This window comes from Sphaerisporangium corydalis, from assembly GCF_025506355.1.
Classification (GTDB): domain Bacteria; phylum Actinomycetota; class Actinomycetes; order Streptosporangiales; family Streptosporangiaceae; genus Sphaerisporangium; species Sphaerisporangium corydalis.
The window spans coordinates 57,467-72,704 of record NZ_JANZYP010000012.1; the positions used below are offsets into that span (position 1 = coordinate 57,467).

Sequence of the window (15,238 nt, forward strand, 5' to 3'; positions counted from 1 at the left end):
GGGTCACCGAACCCTGTGAACGGTCACCGGGCCCGGAGGACGTCCCCCTGGGGTCACCGGGACGGGCGGGAGGTGGAGCCGCGGATGACCAGGGAGACCGCCATCAGGACCGAGCGCGGGTGTCGTTCCGGCTGTTCGATGCAGTCGAGGAGCATGCGCGCCGCCTCCGCCCCGATGTCGTGGTGGGGGACCCCGACGGTCGTGAGCGGCGGGCTGAGCTTGTCCAGGAACGGCATGTCGTTGAACCCGACCACGCTGATGTCGGCCGGGCACGAGATGCGGCGCTCGGCGAACACGTCGTAGCAGCCGAGCGCGATGAGGTCGTTGCCGGCCACGACCGCGGTGAACCGGTCGTCCCGGCCGAGCAGCTCGCGCATCGCGCCCGCGCCGTCGGCCTCGCTCCACCGCGCGCACTCGACGACGAGCGACGGGTCGTCGGCCATCCCGTGGTCGCGGATCGCGTGCCGGAACGCCCGTGACCTGACGACCCCGGTGGAGGTGCTCTGCGGGCCGGCGAGGTGCGCGATGCGGGTGTGGCCCAGGTCGGCCAGGTGCTTGACGGCGAGCGCGATGCCGGTGGCGTCGTCGGCGGTGACCGTGGGCACGTCCAGGTTCTCGACGCGGCGGTTGACGAAGACCATCCTGACGCCCTCGTCGTGCATCTTCCGCAGCAGCGGGTGGTCGAGCCGCGCCGTGGCGATGATGAGCCCCTCGACCTGGCGGGACCGCAGCGACTCGATCTGCGCCAGCTCCCGCTGGGGGTCATTGTCGGTGTTGACGATCCAGGCGCTGTAGCCGCCGGGCGCGAGCACGTCCTCAATGCCCCGCACGATCGGCGGGAACAATGGGTTGGTCAGGTCGGGGAGCACCAGCCCGACGGTGAACGACCGTGAGGTCTTCAGGCTCCGCGCGATGGGGTTGGGCTGGTACCCCAGGGTCTCTGCGGCCTTGAGCACGCGCCGGGCGGTGGCGGCGCTCACCAGCCCCTGGGTCTTGGGGTTCAGCGCCCGTGAGGCGGTGGCGGCGTGGACGCCGGCGGCCTCGGCGACGTCGCGGAGCGTGGAGGGCTGCCGTGCCTGCGGGCGCCGCGGCTCCGCGGTCGCCTGGAGCGCGGCAGGCTGGTCGGGTCTCATCGACCGGGCTCTCCTTCGGGTCGGATCCAACGTGCGCGTGCCAGAGTGGCCACCAGCCCGAGCGGGATCGCCAGTGCCGTGGCCCAGCCGAAGATCTCAGCGTACCGATCGGCCTGCGCCAGTCCCCCGACGAACGCGGCCGCGACGGCGCTGCCGAGGAAGAGCGCGCCGGCGAACGCCGAGACCACGGTCGCGCGCGCACGCGGCAGCACCTCGGTGGCCCACGTCTGCAACGAGGAGTGCATCGAGGCCCAGGCGACGCCGAGCAGGCCGGCCGCCGCCAGCGCCACCGCGGGCGACCGCGACAGAGCGGCGAGCCCGCAGGCCGCCGCCGCGGCGACCGCGCCGATGGCGATGAGCCGTGAGGTGTGCATGCGGCGCGACATCGCGCCCACCACGCGGGCGAACGCGAGCACCACCACCCCGTACACGGCGGTGACCGCGCCGGCGACGGTCGCGCTGGTGCCCGAGGCCTCCACGGCCGGGGGCAGGATGGTCAGCACGCCGAGCAGCACGACCCCTTCGGCGAAGGCCAGCAGCAGCACCAGCCTGGACGGCCCGGATCGGGCGACGGCCAGCAGCGGCGCGAGCACGCTTTCGTGGGCGCGCGTGAGCGGCGGCTGGGGGAGCCGGCCCAGGACCAGCGCGAGCACGAGGGCGGCGAGGCCGGTCAGCACGAACGCGGCGCGCCAGGTGGCGAACTGGGCCAGCGCCCCGGCGCCCACCGACGCCAGCGCCGTCCCGACGGCGACGCCCGCCATGAGGCCGGTCACCTCCCGCTGCCGCCGGCCGGCCGAGACGGTGTCGCCGATGTAGATCAGGCTCGCCGGGATGGCCGCGCTGAAGCACGCCCCGGCCAGCCCCCTGGCCACGCCTAGGCCGAGCGTCGTCGAGGAGAACGCGGCCGCGGTCGTGCACACCGCTGACAGCGACAGCGCGATGCGCATCGTCCTGACCAGCCCGAGGTGGTCGGAGACCATCCCCCAGACCGGCTGCATGAGCCCGTAGGCCAGGAAGTACGCGCCGGCCGCCCGCACGATGTCCGACAGCGGCACGCCCAGCTCGTGGGCCATCGCGATCAGCATCGGCGGCATCGCGAACCGGTCCAGGGTGCTGACGAGCGCGGTCGCCTGCAGCAGCCGCGGTGCGGGAGCGCTCATGCACGGGCCGGGGGGTCGACGAGCCCTCGGGAGGGGTCCAGCGCGGTCGCGAGCGCGTCGTCGGCCCGCGGCGCGTACCGCTGCCGCAGCCCGACGACCGTGGCCATCGCGCCGGGGTCGGTCACCCCGTCGGTGACCAGCCCCTCGTCGGGGTCCCGCAGCCGTTCGACGTACCTGGCCGCCAGGGCGGCGGACAGGCCGAGCGCGTCCGCGGCCTCCTCGGCGGCGAGGGGGCCGGCGCCGCCGGAGACGATCTCGCGGGCCGCGTGGCCGAGGGCGCCGGCGAGCGCGTCGACCTCGGGTCTTCGGCGGTCCCCGACCACGCACAGGACCGTACCGAGGTAGGGGCGGCAGACGTCGGTGAGCCGGGCGAGGCGGACGGCCCCGGCGTCCTCGGCGCGCAGCTCGTTGCCGGCGTTGAGCATCGTGGCGTCGCACCGGCCGTCCAGGAGCGCGTCCAGGCGGCGGGGGGTGGAGCCGAGGGGGACCACGCGGTAGTCGCCCTGCTCCAGGCCGAGCGAGGCGAGCAGCGCGTACAGGCCGAAGGCGAACCCGGACCCGGGGACGTCGACGCCGATGGCCGCGCCCTTGAGGTCGGCGGCCGTGGTGAGGCCGGGCCGCGCGTACACGCCGAGCCCGAGGCCCCGGTCGACGGCCGCGACGATGCGCGCGTCGGCGGTCTCGCCCAGCGGGTTGCCGGGGGAGAAGCGGTAGGCGACCACGTTGTCGGGGCTGGTCAGCGCCGCGTTCAGGCCGCCGTCGATGAGCGCGCGGAACTGCGCGGGCGAGGAGGGGACGGGTTCCTCGCGCACGAGCAGGCCCCGTTCGCCGAGCAGGCCGAGGCGGCGGCTCACCCGCAGGAGCACCGAGGGGCTGAACGCGCCGACGACGAGTTCCTCGGTCACGATGGGCGGCTCCGTTCCTTCTCGGCGGCACCGGGGCAGGCCGCCGGCCACCGGGGGCCGGCCGACCGATCTGACCGCACTCGATTGCATGAACAGCGGCGCGAAACCCCTCGCACCCCTTGACATTAACAGGATCGCAACTTCATGCTGCTGGCCAGCGCAATCGTTTGCGGTTAGTGCCTAGCGGCAAACGTTAACAGAGGAGGGCTCATGACCGCTTCGATCCCAGGGGAATCCGAGACCCGCGCCGGGTCGTCGCACGAGGTTCCACGCCGGCGCGGTCGAGCCCGGGGCGCGGTGACGCTGGCCGTCGTGGCGGTCCTGGCCCTGACCGCCTGCGGTCAACGCCCGTCCGAGACGGCCGCCTCCGACGTCGACAAGCCCATCGTCGTCGGTGTCTCGCTGCCGCTGACCGGCGACTTCGCCCAGCCGGGCGGCGAGGCTAAGCGCGGCTACGAGGTGTGGCGCGACATGGTCAACGCCAGGGGCGGCATCCTGGGGCGGCAGGTCGAGATCAAGATCACCGACGACGCGAGCAACCAGGACACCGTGGTCGCCGACTACACCAAGCTGATCACCCAGGACAAGGTGGACCTGCTCCTCGGCACGTTCTCCTCGCTGCTGAACTACCCCGCCTCGGCGGTGGCCGAGAAGAACGGCATGGTCTTCGTCGAGCCGGCCGGCGGCGCGCCCAAGATGTTCGAGCGGAACTTCAAGTACCTGTTCTTCGCCCAGCCGGCCACCGCGCCGCACCAGGCCGACGTCTTCGTCGACTGGATCAAGTCGCTGCCCGAGGCCGACCGGCCCAAGACCGCCGCTTACCCGAGCCAGGACGACCCCTTCGCCCAGCCCGTCATCGAGTCGATGCGAAAGCAGCTCGAAGCGCTCGGCGTCGAGACCGTGTACACCTCGCTCTACCCCGCCGACACGACCAACTTCCAGACCGTCGCCAGCAGCATCGCCGGCAAGAAGCCCGACCTGATCGCGCAGGGCGCGGTGTTCGAGGACGGCGTCGGGCTGGTCCGCGGCCTCAAGCAGCTGAACTACTCGCCGAAGATCCTGTTCCAGACCTCGGCGCCCAGCAACGCCGGCCAGTACAGCGACGGCGTCGGCGTGGCCAACACCGAGGGCGTCTTCTACACCGTGAGCTGGAACGAGAAGGCGTCCACCCCGCTCAACCCCGATTTCGTCGCGGCCTACACCAAGGCGTACAGTGCGGCACCCGCCGAGGACGCCGCGGACGCGTTCGCCGCGGCCCAGGTGCTGCAGGCCGCCACGGAGAAGGTCGGGTCGATCGACCAGGACAAGATCCGCGACTGGCTGCACGCCAACACGGTCGACACCATCCTCGGCCCGCTGAGCTGGGGGGCGACCGGGGAGCCGAAGGGCAGGTTCCTGCTCGCCCAGTGGCAGTCGGGAAAGGTGGAGGTGGTCGGCCCCGCCGACGTGGCGACGACCAAGACCGTGGTCAACCCCAAGCCCGCCTGGAAGTAGCCGTAACTCGCAAGCGGCCGTAACCCCCAAGCCCGCCTGGAGGCGGCCCGCCGCCGGCCCGCCCGGCGGCGGCCCCGGAGGGCCGACGAGGAGTTCTCGAGATGACACAACTTGTACAGGCGATCATCCTAGGCCTGCTGATCGGCGGGGTGTACGCGCTCATGGCCTCCGGGCTCACCCTGATCTTCGGGGTCATGCAGATCATCAACATCGCGCAGGGCGCGTTCCTGGTCCTGGTGGCCATGCTGACCTGGTGGCTGTGGCAGCGGACGGGCATCGACCCGATCGTCGCCTCCCTGGTCACCACCCCGCTCATGTTCGGCTTCGGCTGGGTGGTCTACCGCCTGCTGATCTCCCGGATCCGGGGGTCCTCGGCGTCGATGTCGGTGCTGCTGACCTTCGGCTTCGCGCTGGTGATCGAGGGCGTACTGAACGTGGTCGCCGGCAACAGGTTCAGGTCGGCCGCCCCGTCCTACTTCGAGGAGTCCTACCGCGTCGGGGACATCTCGCTGCCCAAGACGCAGGTGTTCGGCTTCCTCGCCGCCGTCGTGGTCCTCGGGGTGCTGTACTTCGTCCTGACCAGGACCTGGACCGGCCGGGCGATCCGCGCGGCCACGCAGAACCCCTCGGGCGCCGCGCTGGTCGGCGTCGCCGCCACCGGCACCGCCGCCCTGGCGTTCGCGATCGGCAGCGCGACGACCGGCGTCGGCGGGTCGATCCTGTCGGTGCTGTACCCCTTCTTCCCCGCCTCCCACTACGACTGGATCTCCCGGCTGCTCGGGATCGTCGTGCTCGGCGGCATGGGCAGCCTGCCCGGCGCCCTGGTCGGCGCGGGCATCCTCGGCCTGGCCGAGACGCTGACGGCCACCTACGGGTCACTCGGCTGGTCCACGCTGGTCTTCTACGTCGTGATCATGGTGGTGCTGCTGATCCGGCCGCAGGGCCTGTTCGGCGCCAAGCTGCGCGAGGACGCCGTATGACCCGGCTGCGGGCGATCCCCCGCGCCCACCTGGCCGCCGCGCTGGTGCTGGTCGCGCTCCTGGTGTACCCGGTGGTCAACCCCTGGCAGCCGTACCCGCAGGCGGTCATGCTGCTCGGCTTCCTGCTGGCGATCCAGGCGTCGAGCTGGAACATCATCTCCGGCTACGCCGGCTACATCTCGCTCGGCCACAGCATGTTCCTCGGCCTCGGCTCCTACACCGTCGGCATCCTGGCCCTCCAGTGGGGGATCAACCCGCTGTGGATCGCCCCGCTCGGCGGGGTCACCGCCGTGGTCGTCGCGATGCTGATCGGGTCGGTCGTCCTGCGCACCCGGGGCCACGCCTTCGTGATCATCACGATCGCGATGCTGCTGGCCGCGCAGATCCTCGCGATCAACTCCAGGGGCCTCACCCACGGCTCGGACGGCATCACCCTCGAACTGCCCTTCTGGAGCCGCGACTTCCAGAACATCCCCTTCTACTACCTGTTCCTCGGCCTGCTGGTGCTCACCGTGCTGTTCAGCGCCTGGCTGCGGCGGACCAAGTTCGGCACCGGGCTGGTCGCGATCCGCGAGGACGAGGGCAAGGCCGCTTCCATCGGCGTCGACACCACCCGCTTCAAGATCGTGGGGTACGCCGCGAGCGCCTTCTTCATCGGCGCGGCGGGCGGCGTGTACTCCTACTACCTGACCTTCATCAACCCGGTCGGGTCGTTCACCATCCTCGGCAGCGTGACCATCGTGCTCGCCGCCCTGGCCGGCGGCCGGGGCACCCTGTACGGGCCGGTCGTCGGCGCCTTCCTGGTCCAGCTCGCCGGCGAGGCGGCCACCGTGTACGGCGGCGGCACCCAGTCGCGCGTCCTGCTGTTCGGCCTCGCGCTGATGCTCGTGGTGCTGTTCGTCCCCAAGGGCATCCTGCCGGCCCTCCAGGCGTGGTGGCTGCGGCGCCACCCGGCGGACGTCGAGTACACCGACCAGGCCGGCGCCCTCGGCCGCGCCCCTTCGACCGCTCACGAACCCGCGACGGCTCACGTACCCGCGTTCGCTCACGAACCCGCGCCCGGCCAGGATCCCGCGCCCGCCCCCGAACCGGCGCCCGGCCAGGGTGTGGTGACCGTCCGGGAGCGGGCACTCGAACGGGCCGAAGCGGCCGGTCGGGTGGCGCCAGGGGAGGTCCTGCTCGACGTCCGAGGGGTGTCCAAGACCTTCGGCGGCCTGATCGCCGTCGACGGCGCCGGGCTGACGGTCCGCAAGGGGAGCGTCACCGCGCTGATCGGCCCGAACGGCTCGGGCAAGACGACCCTGTTCAACCTGGTCACCGGTGGCATGGCCGCCGACGCGGGGGAGATCTGGTTCGACGGCGAGCGGATCGACGCGATGCGGCCCTGGCGGCGCGGGCACCTCGGCCTCGGGCGCACCTACCAGGTCACCCGCCTGTTCAAGGAGATGACGGTCCAGGAGAACGTGGTCGCGCCGCTGCCCGACTCGCGCTGGCGGACGATGTTCGCGGGCGCGGTCAGCGGGCACGAGGCGGCGCGGGCGCGGGAGCTGCTCGACATCGTCGGCCTCGGCCGGTTCGCCGGGCAGCGCGCCGGCTCGCTGTCCTACGGCCAGCAGAAGCTGGTCGAGCTCGCCCAGGTGCTGATGCTGCGGCCCAAGCTGATCCTGCTCGACGAGCCGGCCGGCGGGGTGAACCCCAGCCTGCTCGGGCGGCTCACCGAGGTCATCCGCGAGCTGAACCGCGGCGGGGTCACGTTCCTGGTGGTCGAGCACAACATCCCCCTGGTCCTGGAGCTGTGCGATCCGGTCGTGGTGTTCTCCCGAGGCCGGCCGATCGCCGAGGGCCCGCCGGCGACGATCCGGGAGGACCCGGTGGTCCTGGACGCCTACCTCGGCGACGACTGGCGGCCCGCGCCGGACGACCCGCCGCGAGACGTGACGACGCGAGAGGCGGTGCAGTGACCGTGCTGTCCATGAAGGGGGTCGTCGCCGGGTACGGCGGGGGCGCCGTCCTGCAGGGCGTCGACCTGGACTGCGCCGAGCGGACCGTGACCTGCATCGTCGGCCCGAACGGCGCCGGCAAGTCGACGGTGCTCCGCGTCATCAGCGGGCTGCTCAGGCCGAGCGCGGGCGAGATCTCCATGGACGGGGAGGCGATCGGCGGCCGGGCGCCCGACGAGGTCCTGCGCAGGGGGATCGCCCAGGTCCCGCAGTCGCACGCCCTGTTCCCCGCCATGTCGGTGCACGAGAACATCCTCATGGGCGGCTACCTGATCCGCAAAGACCGCCGGCTGCTGCGCGAGCGCCTCGACATGGTCAGGGACCGCGTCCCGATCGTGGCCGAGCGGGCCGGCGACAGCGCGGGCAACCTGAGCGGCGGCCAGCGGCGGATGGTGGAGATCGCGCGCTGCCTCATGCTCGACCCCCGGCTGATCCTGCTCGACGAGCCCTCGCTCGGCCTGGACCCGCGCAGCCTGGCCGGGGTCGCGGCCCTGATCCAGGAGCTGAACCGGGCCGGTACGACGGTGCTGCTCGTGGAGCAGAACGTGCGCCTCGGCCTCGGGCTCGCGACCCACGGCGTGGTGATGGAGGGCGGCCGGGTCCGGCTCAGCGACACCGCCGAGAAGGTCAGGGACCACCCGGAGATCGCGTCGCTGTACCTCGGCGGCACGACCGCCCCGTCGGGGAGCACACGTGCGCCCGCCGGCTGAGCCCGGCGGGGCCGCCCCCCGCCCGCCGTTCGCGCACGTCATCCGCGCCGGCGGGGCCGCGCCCGTTCAGCTCGCGCCCGTCGTCCGCGCCGGCGTGGAACGCCTCCTGCCGGGCCGGCCGGTCCGTGCCCGTTCAGCTCGCGCCCATCACCCGCGCCGGGTCGATCCCCAGGTCGGTGAGCACCACGCGGGCGGCGTTGCGGCCCGGGCGGCCGGAGACCGAGCCGCCCGGGTGCGTGGTCGCGCCGGTCAGGAACAGCCCAGGGACCGAGGACCGGTACGAGAGCCACCCCGGCAGCACCTCGCCCGACGGCGTGCGGAACTCGCCGCCGTGGCAGGAACCCCCGAGGTTGTGAACGTTGTGAGCGGCCACGTCGACCGGGGACTCGGCCCGCAGGGCCAGGATGTCCTCCGGCTCCAGCCCGCCGGCCCGCGACCGGACCACGCCGAGGACGGCGTCCGCGTACTCCTGCTTGCTCTCCGCCCAGGACCGCCCGTCCGCCCGCTCGTACGGGGCGATGGTGAGGATCTTGAAGGTGGCGCCGCCGCCGGGCACCCGGCTCGGGTCGGCCACGGTCTGGTCCACCACCAGCAGCCACGGGTCGGTCGCGTCGGTCTCGCCCCGGTGGAAGGCCGCGATCTGGCGGGCGACGCCCTCGGTGCCGCCGAACCCGCCGGCCGCGCTCCGGATCGGCCCCTTGCCCGAATGGAAGCCGAGGTTGCCGCGCAGGGCGGCGTGGACGGCGAAGACGCTGAGCCCCGGCCGCCAGGTGTCGCGTGCCTCGGCGAGGTCGGCGGGCACCTCGATGCCGCTGATCATGCCGGCGAGCCGCGCCAGGTGGGCGCTGGACACCACCGCGCGGCGGGCCCGCACCCTGCGGCCGTCATCGGTGCGCACCGCGACGGCCCGTCCCCCTTCGACGTCGACGGCCGACACCGGCGCCGAGCACGCGACGCGGCCCCCGTGCGCCTCGATCTGCCTGATCAGCGCGTCCGGCAGGGCGCCCGACCCGCCGATCGGGGTGGTCCAGCCGAACGCGAGCCGGCCGGCGGCGATGGACGAGGGCAGTACGCCGGTGCCCGGCCGGTGCGGGTCCTGGATGGTGGCGAGCGCCAGCCACAGCATGAACGAGCGCACGGCCGGGTCGGTGAACCGCTCGTGGACGACGTCCCACGCGCTCGCGCGCCGCAGGGCCCGGTACCGGTCCGCCGCGCCGCCGTCGCCGAGCGGCAGGCCGGACCCCCACCTGCCGTGGACGGCGGCCAGGCCGCCGGACCACTCGGCCATCAGCGCGCGGAACGACTCCGCGTCGGCCGGCGACCAGCGGGCGATCTCGCCGGCGGTGCCGTCCAGGTCGCGGTGCATGACCAGGGCGTCGCCGCCTGGCTGGGGGAGCACGACCGCCGGGTCGGTCATCACGTACCGCAGCCCGTAGGTCCCGAGCAGGCCGAGCTCGTCGTCCCGGAGCAGGGGGTTGGACTGGATCAGCACGTGGGCGCTGGAGCACGAGTCGTGGGCGAACCCCGGCAGCGTCAGCTCCTCGGTGACGGTGTTCCCCCCGGGGACGTCGCGGGCCTCCAGGACCAGCACCTCCAGCCCGGCCGCCGCCAGGTACCCGGCGCACACCAGGCCGTTGTGGCCCGCGCCGAGGACGACGACGTCCACCGCCTCGGGCAGCTCCTCGAAACCCCGGCCGTCCATCGTTTCCTCCAAGTCCGTCCCGTCCCGAGCGGTTCGGGTCGTGACGGTCGACTCACAATGGACGAGACCGCACTCGTTTGCAAGTACGAAGATTGGTGGTCCACTCATGGATGATCGCGTCGCTTCCGCCATCGCGCACTGGGCGCCCCGGTTCATCGCCAACGGGGTGACGGTCTCCGACTTCGAGCGCGTCACCGGCGGGCTCGAACACTGGGCCGACTGGTGCGCGTCCTGGTCGGCGGTCGCCGCCGAGCACGAGACGCTCGGGCGCGACGCCCTGGCCGCCGAGCGGTTCGTCTCGGCCGGTCAGCACCTGTCCCGCGCCTCGGTCTACCACCACTTCGCCAAGTTCGTGTTCGTGGAGGACCTGGACCAGATGCGCGAGGCGCACCGCCGTGCGGTCGACTGCCTGACCACCGCCCTGCCGCACCTGTCCCCGTCCGGCCGCCGGGTCGAGATCCCCTTCGAGGGCACCGTGCTCGCCGGCGTGCTGCGGTTCCCGGACGGACCCGGTCCGCACCCCGCCGTCGTGATGCTGTCCGGCCTGGACTCGGCCAAGGAGGAGCTGCGCTCCACCGAGGAGACGTTCCTGCGGCGAGGGATCGCCACCTTCAGCGTGGACGGCCCGGGGCAGGGCGAGGCCGAGTACGACCTGCCCATCCGGGGGGACTGGTCGGCACCCGGGCACGCGATCCTCGACGCGCTCGCCGCCGAGCCGGACGTCGACGCGTCCAGGATCGCGGTGTGGGGCGTCAGCCTCGGCGGGTACTACGCGCCCCGGGTCGCCGCCGCCGTCGGGGACCGGGTCAGGGCCTGCGTTGCCCTGGCGGGGCCCTACGACTTCGGCGAGTGCTGGGACGGGCTTCCGGACCTCACCCGGCAGACGTTCCAGGTCAGGTCGGGTGCCGCCTCGGAGAAGGAGGCGCACCGCATCGCCTCGACCCTGAGCATGGACGGCCAGGCCGAGCGGATCCGGGTGCCGCTGCTGATCGTGTTCGGGCGCCGGGACCGGCTCATCCCGTGGCGGCAGGCCGAGCGGCTCGCGGCGACCGCGGGCGGTGGCGGCGTGGAGCTGCTGATGCTCGAACAGGGCAACCACGGCTGCGCCAACGTCTCGCCGTGGCACCGCCCGTACACCGCCGACTGGGTGGCCGAACGGCTGCGCTGAGCCCCCGGCCGCGCCTTCTTGACAGGCGCGTGATCACCTCCTAATTTGTGCAGCAAACGATTGCAGAGGCGGAACCAGATGACTGATTCGACTACGAGCGCTCCCGGTCCGCTGGTCGGCTGGATCGGAACCGGCCGCATGGGCGTCGCGATGGCGCAACGCGTCGCCAGGGCCGGCGTCGACCTCACCGCCTGGAACCGCACCCTGTCCAAGGCGGAGCCCCTCAAGCGGGACGGCGCCGCGGTCTGCGAGACCATCGCCGGCCTGCGCGGCAAGGACGTCGTGCTCACGATGGTCTCCACCCCGGCCGACCTGGAACAGGTGCTGCTGGGCGAGGGCGGGCTGCTCACCGACCCCGGGAACCTCCCCGGGATCGTCGTCGACTGCTCCACCGTCTCCACCGAGTCGTCGGCCGCGATGCGCGTCGCGTGCGAGGAACGAGGGGTCGGGTTCCTCGCCGCCCCGGTCAGCGGCAACGGCAAGGTCGTCAGGGCCGGAGCGCTCAGCATCGTGGTCTCCGGGCCCAAGGAGACCTACGACAAGGTCGCCCACCTGCTGAGGCACATCGGCAGGTCGGTCACCTACGTCGGCGAAGGCGACCTCGCGCGCCTGGTGAAGATCGCCCACAACCTGATGCTGGGCGTGGTCACCCAGACGCTGGCCGAGATCACCGTGCTGGCCGAGAAGGGCGGCGTCCCCCGGCACGCCTTCCTGGAGTTCCTGAACAACAGCGTCATGGGGTCGGCGTTCACCCGCTACAAGTCGCCCGCGTTCGTGAACCTCGACTACACCCCGACGTTCACCCCGATCTTGCTGCGCAAGGACTTCGACCTCGGCCTCGCCGCCGCCCGCCGCCTCGACGTGCCCATGCCCGTCACCGCCCTCACCGCCCAGCTCGTCCAGGCCAGCGTCGGCAGCGGGCGCACCGAGGAGGACTTCTCCATCCTGCTCGACCTCCAGGCCGCCGCCTCGGGGATGACGCTCAAACCCGAGAACGTCGTGGTCGACGACGGCCTCGGCGCCGCCGCCGGGAAAGACGCGCTGTGACGGCCATGGCCCCGCTGCCCGCGCCCGGGCACATGGGGGTCGACTACGAGCAGCGCGTCGACTTCGGCCGGCTCCGGGACCACCGGCTGGGCAGGGCGCGCGCGGCCCTGGAGGCGAGCGAGTGCGGCGCCTTCCTGCTCTTCGACTTCTACAACATCCGCTACACCACCCAGACCTGGATCGGCGGCGCGCTCGGCGACAAGATGACCAGGTACGCCCTGCTCATCCGCGGCGAGGAACCCAAGCTGTGGGACTTCGGGTCGGCGGCGCGCCACCACCGCCTGTACAGCCCGTGGCTCGACCCGGCCGACTGCCACGCGGGCATGCTCGGCATGCGCGGCGCCATCGCCCCCACGGCCGGGCTCATGGAAAGCGCGATCCGCCAGATCAAGGGCATGCTGGAGGACGCCGGCCTGGCCGGGGCCCCCGTGGGCGTCGACATCGTCGAGCCGCCGTTCCTGTTCGAGATGCAACGCCAGGGCCTGTCCGTCGTGGACGCCCAGCAGCTCATGCTCGACGCCCGGCTGATCAAGTCCGCCGACGAGATCATGCTGCTCACCCAGGCCGCGGCCATGGTCGACGGCGTGTACCAGGACATCGTCGAGGTGCTCAAACCCGGGATCCGCGAGAACGAGATCGTCGCGCTGGCGAACAAACGCCTCTACGAGATGGGCTCCGACCAGGTGGAGGCCGTCAACGCCGTGAGCGGCGAGAGGTGCAACCCCCACCCGCACAACTTCTCCGACCGGCTGATCCGCCCCGGCGACCAGGCGTTCTTCGACATCATCCACTCCTACAACGGCTACCGCACCTGCTACTACCGGACGTTCAGCGTCGGCAGCGCCACCCCGAGCCAGCGCGACGCCTACACCCGGGCCCGCGAGTGGATGGACGCATCGATCGGCGCGGTGCGGGCAGGGGCCGGTACCGACCAGGTGGCCGCCGTCTGGCCGGCCGCGACCGAGTTCGGATTCGAGGACGAGATGGCCGCGTTCGGCCTGCAGTTCGGCCACGGGCTCGGACTCGGCCTGCACGAACGGCCGATCATCTCCCGGCTCAACAGCATGCGCGAGCCGATCGAACTCCAGGTCGGCATGGTGTTCGCGCTGGAGACGTACTGCCCGGCCGACGACGGCTTCTCGGCGGCCCGCATCGAGGAGGAGATCGTGATCACCGAGCAGGGGCCACGCGTCCTCACGCTGTTCCCCGCCCAGAGCCTGGTCGTCGCCAACCCGTACTGAAGAAAGGGTCACCCATGGGAGACAAGAGCCAGGTGACGGTGGGCGACCTGCTCACCGACCTGTACATCGCGGGCCAGGCCGTCCCGGCCGGCGACGGCGGGCGGTTCGACGTGCTCGACCCGGCGACCGGGCGGGTCATCACCACGGTGGCCGACGGCACCGTCGAGGACGCCATCACGGCCGTCGACGCGGCGCACGCCGCGGCCGGCCCGTGGGCCGCCACCGCGCCCCGGCAGCGTGCCGAGATCCTGCGCAAGGCGTTCGAGCTGATGACCGAGCGGGCGGAGGACGTCGCCCTGCTGATCTCCCTGGAGAACGGCAAGGCGCTGCCCGACGCCAGGGGAGAGGTCGCCTACGCCGCCGAGTTCTTCCGGTGGTACGCCGAGGAGGCCGTGCGGGGCAACGGGTCGGTGGTCACGGCGCCCTCGGGCGCCAACCGCATCGTCGTCGTCCACCAGCCGGTCGGCATCTGCGTGCTGGTGACGCCGTGGAACTTCCCCGCCGCCATGGCGACCAGGAAGATCGGCCCCGCCCTGGCCGCCGGCTGCACGGTCATCCTCAAGCCCGCCAGCGACACACCGCTCACCGCCCTGGCGATGGCCACCATCCTCGCCGACGCCGGGGTGCCGCCGGGGGTCGTCAACGTGCTGCCCGCCCGGCGGTCCGGCGCCGTCGTGTCGGCCATGCTGCACGACCCGAGGGTACGCAAACTGTCCTTCACCGGGTCGACCGAAGTCGGGCGGGTCCTGCTCGGCGAGGCCGCCGACCAGGTGCTCAACACCTCCATGGAACTCGGCGGCAACGCGCCGTTCGTCGTGTTCGCCGACGCCGACCTCGACCAGGCGGTCGACGGCGCCATGATCGCCAAGATGCGCAACGCCGGCGAGGCGTGCACCGCCGCCAACCGGTTCTACGTCGAGTCGCCCGTCGCCGAGGAGTTCGGCAGGCGGCTGGCCGCGAAGATGGCGGCGCTGACCGTCGGCCCCGGCACCGAGGAGGGCACCGAGGTCGGGCCGCTGGTGAACCAGGAGGCGGTGGACAAGGTCGACGGCCTCGTACGCGCCGCCGTCGGCGAGGGCGCCAAGGCGGTCATCGGCGGCGTCCGCCCCGACCGGCCGGGGTTCTACTACGACCCGACGGTGCTGGTGAACGTGCGCCCCGACTCCCCGATCCTGCGCGAGGAGATCTTCGGGCCGGTCGCGCCGATCGTCACCTTCGAGGAGGAGGACGAGGCGGTCCGCTTGGCCAACGACACCGAGTTCGGGCTGGTCGCCTACGTGTACACCGGCGACCTGGCCCGGGGCCTGCGGGTCAGCGAACGGCTCGAATCGGGAATGGTCGGGCTGAACCGCGGCCTGGTCAGCGACCCGGCGGCCCCGTTCGGCGGCGTGAAACAGAGCGGCGTCGGCCGCGAGGGCGGCCACGAGGGCATGCTCGACTACACCGAAGCCAAATACATCGCCGTGAACTGGTAACCCCCCTCCACCCATTCCCGCCAACAACGTACGGTCCCGCCGAAGTGGCGGGGCCGTACGTCTCTCAGGTGTGCCCGCCCGAAATGGAGCGCCTCCGGCGCGCGTCATTTCCAGCGCGACCCTCGCCGCTGACGGCCTCCGCCGACCCGCCCCCCGACCTAGCGGCAGAACCGAACTCCTCCTTCGGCCTTACTTCAGAAGACCGTCCACCGGGAAAACGGAG

The 15,238-nt window shown here is 72.5% G+C and carries 12 protein-coding genes; 8 read left to right on the top strand and 4 right to left on the bottom strand.

What is annotated here, in order from left to right:
* Positions 1-53 precede the first annotated feature (53 nt).
* The 3 genes from NYZ98_RS11405 to NYZ98_RS11415 are packed head-to-tail and all read right to left on the bottom strand — an operon-like array spanning position 54 to position 3,198.
* Positions 54-1,133 (bottom strand): LacI family DNA-binding transcriptional regulator, encoded by a 1,080-nt coding sequence (locus tag NYZ98_RS11405; RefSeq protein WP_262842588.1) that lies wholly within the window; start codon positions 1,131-1,133, stop codon positions 54-56.
* Positions 1,130-2,293, bottom strand: a complete 1,164-nt coding sequence (locus NYZ98_RS11410) for an MFS transporter (RefSeq protein WP_262842589.1) — start codon at positions 2,291-2,293, stop codon at positions 1,130-1,132. The genes NYZ98_RS11405 and NYZ98_RS11410 overlap by 4 nt, the downstream gene beginning before the upstream one ends.
* Positions 2,290-3,198, bottom strand: coding sequence for an ABC transporter substrate-binding protein (locus tag NYZ98_RS11415; RefSeq protein WP_262842590.1), 909 nt, complete (start codon positions 3,196-3,198; stop codon positions 2,290-2,292). Before NYZ98_RS11415 ends, NYZ98_RS11410 begins: the two co-directional genes overlap by 4 nt.
* Positions 3,199-3,408: 210 nt before the next feature.
* Between NYZ98_RS11415 and NYZ98_RS11420 the strand changes: the two genes are divergently transcribed.
* From NYZ98_RS11420 to NYZ98_RS11435, 4 genes are all read left to right on the top strand, one after another.
* Positions 3,409-4,692 carry an amino acid ABC transporter substrate-binding protein gene (locus tag NYZ98_RS11420; protein WP_262842591.1) on the top strand — a complete coding sequence of 428 codons (1,284 nt, stop codon included), beginning with the start codon at positions 3,409-3,411 and terminating at the stop codon, positions 4,690-4,692.
* 101 nt (positions 4,693-4,793) lie between these two features.
* On the top strand, positions 4,794-5,672 hold the full coding sequence (locus NYZ98_RS11425) for a branched-chain amino acid ABC transporter permease (RefSeq protein ID WP_262842592.1): 879 nt from the start codon (positions 4,794-4,796) through the stop codon (positions 5,670-5,672).
* Positions 5,669-7,633 carry a branched-chain amino acid ABC transporter ATP-binding protein/permease gene (locus NYZ98_RS11430; RefSeq protein ID WP_262842593.1) on the top strand — a complete coding sequence of 655 codons (1,965 nt, stop codon included), beginning with the start codon at positions 5,669-5,671 and terminating at the stop codon, positions 7,631-7,633. Before NYZ98_RS11425 ends, NYZ98_RS11430 begins: the two co-directional genes overlap by 4 nt.
* Positions 7,630-8,382, top strand: coding sequence for an ABC transporter ATP-binding protein (locus NYZ98_RS11435; RefSeq protein ID WP_262842594.1), 753 nt, complete (start codon positions 7,630-7,632; stop codon positions 8,380-8,382). The genes NYZ98_RS11430 and NYZ98_RS11435 overlap by 4 nt, the downstream gene beginning before the upstream one ends.
* 133 nt (positions 8,383-8,515) lie before the next feature.
* Here the strand turns inward: NYZ98_RS11435 and NYZ98_RS11440 are convergent, their stop codons facing one another.
* Positions 8,516-10,084 (bottom strand): phytoene desaturase family protein, encoded by a 1,569-nt coding sequence (locus NYZ98_RS11440; RefSeq protein WP_262842595.1) that lies wholly within the window; start codon positions 10,082-10,084, stop codon positions 8,516-8,518.
* Positions 10,085-10,190: 106 nt separating this feature from the next.
* Between NYZ98_RS11440 and NYZ98_RS11445 the strand changes: the two genes are divergently transcribed.
* From NYZ98_RS11445 to NYZ98_RS11460, 4 genes are all read left to right on the top strand, one after another.
* On the top strand, positions 10,191-11,252 hold the full coding sequence (locus NYZ98_RS11445; RefSeq protein WP_262842596.1) for an alpha/beta hydrolase family protein: 1,062 nt from the start codon (positions 10,191-10,193) through the stop codon (positions 11,250-11,252).
* A gap of 78 nt (positions 11,253-11,330) precedes the next feature.
* Positions 11,331-12,299, top strand: a complete 969-nt coding sequence (locus NYZ98_RS11450) for an NAD(P)-dependent oxidoreductase (RefSeq protein WP_262842597.1) — start codon at positions 11,331-11,333, stop codon at positions 12,297-12,299.
* Positions 12,300-12,304: 5 nt separating this feature from the next.
* A complete protein-coding gene (locus NYZ98_RS11455; RefSeq protein ID WP_262842678.1) occupies positions 12,305-13,540 on the top strand; it encodes a M24 family metallopeptidase in 1,236 nt (411 codons plus the stop codon).
* Positions 13,541-13,554: 14 nt separating this feature from the next.
* The gene (locus NYZ98_RS11460) at positions 13,555-15,015 is read left to right on the top strand and encodes an NAD-dependent succinate-semialdehyde dehydrogenase (protein ID WP_262842598.1); all 1,461 of its coding nucleotides are present in this window, start codon (positions 13,555-13,557) and stop codon (positions 15,013-15,015) included.
* Positions 15,016-15,238 lie beyond the last annotated feature (223 nt).

Excerpts from the sequence above, each read along its gene's own strand:
- NYZ98_RS11405 (WP_262842588.1), bottom strand. The coding sequence starts at position 1,133 with ATGAGACCCGACCAGCCTGCCGCGCTCCAGGCGACCGCGGAGCCGCGG.
- NYZ98_RS11410 (WP_262842589.1), bottom strand. The coding sequence starts at position 2,293 with ATGAGCGCTCCCGCACCGCGGCTGCTGCAGGCGACCGCGCTCGTCAGC.
- NYZ98_RS11420 (WP_262842591.1), top strand. The coding sequence starts at position 3,409 with ATGACCGCTTCGATCCCAGGGGAATCCGAGACCCGCGCCGGGTCGTCG.
- NYZ98_RS11425 (WP_262842592.1), top strand. The coding sequence starts at position 4,794 with ATGACACAACTTGTACAGGCGATCATCCTAGGCCTGCTGATCGGCGGG.
- NYZ98_RS11430 (WP_262842593.1), top strand. The coding sequence starts at position 5,669 with ATGACCCGGCTGCGGGCGATCCCCCGCGCCCACCTGGCCGCCGCGCTG.
- NYZ98_RS11440 (WP_262842595.1), bottom strand. The coding sequence starts at position 10,084 with ATGGACGGCCGGGGTTTCGAGGAGCTGCCCGAGGCGGTGGACGTCGTC.
- NYZ98_RS11445 (WP_262842596.1), top strand. The coding sequence starts at position 10,191 with ATGGATGATCGCGTCGCTTCCGCCATCGCGCACTGGGCGCCCCGGTTC.
- NYZ98_RS11450 (WP_262842597.1), top strand. The coding sequence starts at position 11,331 with ATGACTGATTCGACTACGAGCGCTCCCGGTCCGCTGGTCGGCTGGATC.
- NYZ98_RS11455 (WP_262842678.1), top strand. The coding sequence starts at position 12,305 with ATGGCCCCGCTGCCCGCGCCCGGGCACATGGGGGTCGACTACGAGCAG.
- NYZ98_RS11460 (WP_262842598.1), top strand. The coding sequence starts at position 13,555 with ATGGGAGACAAGAGCCAGGTGACGGTGGGCGACCTGCTCACCGACCTG.